The 4,250-nt window shown below is 42.4% G+C and carries 2 protein-coding genes and 2 pseudogenes; all 4 read left to right on the top strand.

Annotation, left to right across the window (positions count from 1 at the left end):
• Positions 1 to 81 precede the first annotated feature (81 nt).
• Positions 82 to 1,139: pseudogene (locus AB4161_RS21920) on the top strand (IS3 family transposase); the annotation flags it as partial.
• A gap of 15 nt (positions 1,140 to 1,154) precedes the next feature.
• A pseudogene (locus AB4161_RS21915) lies at positions 1,155 to 1,862 on the top strand (IS5 family transposase); the annotation flags it as partial.
• Between the two features lie 164 nt (positions 1,863 to 2,026).
• Entirely contained in the window at positions 2,027 to 3,229 is a 1,203-nt protein-coding gene (locus AB4161_RS21910) for a DUF1611 domain-containing protein (RefSeq protein ID WP_372072573.1), read from the top strand.
• On the top strand, positions 3,226 to 4,250 hold a 1,025-nt coding region (locus AB4161_RS21905; protein WP_372084296.1), incomplete at its 3' end, for an alanine/ornithine racemase family PLP-dependent enzyme. The genes AB4161_RS21910 and AB4161_RS21905, both read left to right, overlap by 4 nt.

Here is a 4,250-nt window from a genome sequence, read left to right as displayed (position 1 = left end):
GTTATCTTCTTGTTTGCTTTGATCCGCACCATAAGTTTTGGACACTGAGTTAAGTGAGTACAATCACTAACGAGGTGAACAATGACAACTAAGAAAACACGAATCAAACATGCTCCTGAATTTAAAGCCGAAGCACTTAAGTTAGTAGAGAAAGTCGGTGTCGCTGCTGCCGCACGACAGCTATCGTTGTATGAATCTCAAATTTATGGGTGGCGTAAAGCCGTCAAAAAAGATGCGAAAATCAGCGATAGAGAAAGGGAGCTCGCCACTGAAAATGCCAAACTCAAACGGTTATTGGCTGAGCAAGCTGAAGAGCTAGATATCGTAAAAAAGGCCGCCACCTACTTCGCGAAAAATCTAAAGTAGATTGCTATGAGTTTATGCTCGAACACCTGATGCAATATAGGATTGTCCGTATGGCTAAGGTGTTTGAGGTTTCTCGAAGTGGGTTTTATTATTGGATTGATAATCGCCATAAAGTCACTCAACGCAACGAGCACCGAAAGCAGCTTGATATCAAAGTTCGAGAAGTCTTTGATGATAAAAAGGAACGCGACGGTGCAAGGCGTATTCAAAAAGAACTAGAGGCAAATGGTAATAAGCACGATGTAAAAACCATTGCCGCGAGCATGAAGCGCCAGAGCTTAGTCGCGAAGGCCGCCCGTAAGTTCAAATGTACGACAGACAGCAAGCATAGGCTTCCTGTTGCCCCGAACTTGCTTGAGCAAGATTTTAATGCAACAGCACCGAACCAAAAATGGGCTGGAGATATTACCTATCTAGCGACAAGCGAAGGTTGGATGTATTTAGCGGTTGTTATCGACTTGTACTCACGGCAAGTCGTTGGTTGGTCAATGAGCACCAGAATGACCGCGACTCTGGTCTGTGATGCGCTATCAATGGCATTGTTCCGTAGAGGCATGCCCGAAGGGGTGATTATCCATAGTGATAGAGGTAGTCAATATTGTTCAAAAGACTACAGATACTTAATCTCAGCCCATAATTTAAAACAAAGTATGAGTAGGAAGGGAAATTGCTGGGATAACGCCTGTGTTGAAAGCTTTTTCCATTCAATGAAAGTAGAAGCCGTCCAATACGAGCCGATAATGACGCGAGAAGTGATCCGTGCCAGAAGTTTTGGACACTGAGTTAAGTTCCAGTACTCTGATACAGCGATTGAAACTGCCCTGATGATTAAGGGGATATTCTCTCTGCCATTACGTGCTCTTCAAGGTTTTATCAACTCTATCTTTGAGCTAATGGATGTTCCGCTGACCTCTCCTGGCTACACATGTATTAGTAAACGCTCGAAGACGGTTCAGGTCAAATATCGCAATAGGTCTAGAGGGGCTATTCACCATATAGCCATTGATTCGACAGGCCTCAAAGTCTTTGGTGAAGGTGAGTGGAAAGTAAAAAAGCATGGTGCAGAAAAACGAAGAACATGGCGTAAGCTGCACTTAGTTGTAGATGTGGATACTCACGAAGCGATTAGTGCGGAAGTCAGCCTTGTAAATGTTGGCTATAGTGAAGTGCTACCAACATTACTCAACCCTTTACGCAGAAAGGTTCATACCGAATCTACCTATGGAGCATATGACACAAAAAGTTGTCATGAAACCCTGAAAAATAAAGGCTGTACTCCGTTGATACCACCTCGAAAGAATGCAGTACATTGGGAGGATGGTCATCCCAGAAACGAAGCAGTAACGGCTCTGAAAAATGGGACAATATCGGAGTGGAAAACAGAGTCTGGTTATCACTATCGCTCAATATCTGAGACCGCAATGTCTCGATACAAGGGATTAACAAGCGGTAAATTGAGTTTGAGAAATTACAACGCTCAAGTGGGCAAAGTCTGAAAGTAATAGACTCAGAAAGCGTATTAATAATAACCAACAAAAGTCTGGTGAGTGTGTTACCTTGGTTGTTATCCCTACCGCTTAGTAGGGACTTCTTTTCTTTTCCGAACTCGCAAATCGGCACTCCTTAGTCGCCCTCCTAAGCCATACTGCAGGCTTTAATTATGTCCATCTCAACCGAAAAGTTAAGAAATATATTCAAACTCTCTAGAATTGAAAATGTAGATACCAACAACGTACCCCATATAGCTCCTTGGTTACCACTTGCTCAAAAAGTAAATCCGGTCATCCCTTCTGCAATTATATATTGCGAAGGTAATTTTGGTAAAATTGATGGTAAAACCGCTAATGGGTTAGTGAGGCATTCGTTAAGCTATCGTATTCTATCGGTTATTGATAGTGAGTCTGCTGGCTTAGATGCTGGTGAAGTTCTTGATAACAAAGCCAATGGAATACCGATCCTTGCCAATGCTGAAGAAGCTATCATTCACGCGGAAAGCATTCCCGATTATTTCATTTTTGGCATTGCGCCATCAAGTGGTTTTTTATCTGACTTAGATAAAAGCATCATTTTAAATGCCATGTCATTAGGAATGAACATCGTAAATGGCTTACATGAATTTCTAACCGACGATCCTCTGTTTTTAGAAGCCAGTTTAAAGAATAACGTTCGAATATTCGATACTCGCAAACCCAAAAGTAAAGGCGATCTGAAAACGTTTAGCGGGAAAATACACAACGTTAAATGTCCGAGAATTGCTGTAATGGGGACGGATTGCGCGCTAGGAAAACGAACAACAGCAACAATATTGGCGAATGAACTGACTAAAAAAGGCCTTAACGTCGTTCTGATTGCCACTGGTCAAACAGGCATTATGCAGGGCGCGCAATACTGCGTTGCACTCGATGCTGTTCCTTCACAATTTTGTGCCGGTGAGTTGGAATCTGTCATTGTACAGGCCTATGAAAAAGAAAATCCGGATCTGATTATTGTTGAGGGGCAAGGAGCCTTGAGTCACCCTGCGTTTTCAACCAGCGCTTTTATCTTACGTGGCAGTTGTCCAACGGGTGTGATACTGCAACATGCCCCTAAACGTTTATATCGTAGTGATTTTCCTGATTGCCCAATGCCTTCGATTGCCTCAGAAATCAATCTTATCGAAACGTTTTCTAATACCAATGTTATTGGACTAACACTGAATCATGAAGATATGTCGTTGGATGAAACACGTTGTGCGATAGACACTTACACTACCGAATTTGGTCTACCGGTTACTGATGTCTTGTCACAGCCTGTTGAACATCTACTGCACATCGTAACGTCAGCCTTCCCTATAATAGCAAGTAAACTGGCCGAAAAAGGGTGAACTACCCTAGGTTAGACATCGATTGTGGGAAAGTTCATCATAACGCTCAGTTCCTGATTTCTCAGTTCTCACTGAAAAATATATCCGTTACGCCTGTAACAAAAGTCTTCCTCGGCCACCCTATCATCGCACAAGTTCTTATTGATGCTGGCGCAACAATGTTAGCCGATTCAAGAATCGAAAATCTTCAAAAGATGACTGAAATTGGCATTGCTATCCCTAAAATGCTGATACGTACACCCATGCTCAGTCAAGTGGCAAGCGTAATAAAATACAGTGATATGAGTTTAAACTCTGAAGTTGAAGTGATTCAGAGGCTTTCACATGCAGCGGAACAACAAAATTGCTGTCACGGTATCATTATTATGGTTGAGCTTGGCGATCTCAGAGAAGGTGTGATGCCAAATCGCGTGATTGATTTTATCCGAGAGATTATTTCTTTACCAAACATCACGATAAAAGGAATTGGTACGAATTTAGCCTGTCGGTATGGTGTCGCTCCAGATGATCAAAATATGAGTATTCTTTCTGTGCTTGCCGATGGAATTGAAGCTACATTTGGGGTCAGTCTAGAAATTATTTCAGGGGGTAATTCTGCTTCAGTTAACTGGGCTCTTCAGAGAACAGGCTTAACTCGAGTCAATAACCTTCGTATAGGAGAAGCAATTTTTTTAGGCTGTGAGCCTTTAGAGCACGAAAATATCAAAGGCTTACATACGGATGCGGTTTCTTTGACCGCTGAAGTGATTGAATCCAAGACTAAACCGACTTTGCCTTGGGGGAGTCGGGGGTTAAATGCTTTTGGTGAAAAAGAAAACCTTCAAGATAGAGGGGAGGTCTCACAAGCTATTCTAGCATTAGGCCGCCAAGATGTTTGTGTCAGCGGGCTTAAGGCTCCGAATGGGATTAAGATCATGTCTTCAACCAGTGATCATCTTGTCCTTGAATCCTCACAGAAACCACTATTTGTAGGGGAAAAAGTCACATTCAGTTTAGATTACAGTGCGCTCTTATCTTCTAT

The organism is Vibrio sp. 10N.286.51.E5 (genome assembly GCF_041469125.1).
Classification (GTDB): Bacteria; Pseudomonadota; Gammaproteobacteria; order Enterobacterales; family Vibrionaceae; genus Vibrio; species Vibrio crassostreae_C.
The sequence above is the reverse complement of the archived record's forward strand: the minus strand, read 5'-3'. Positions and strand labels throughout refer to the sequence as shown.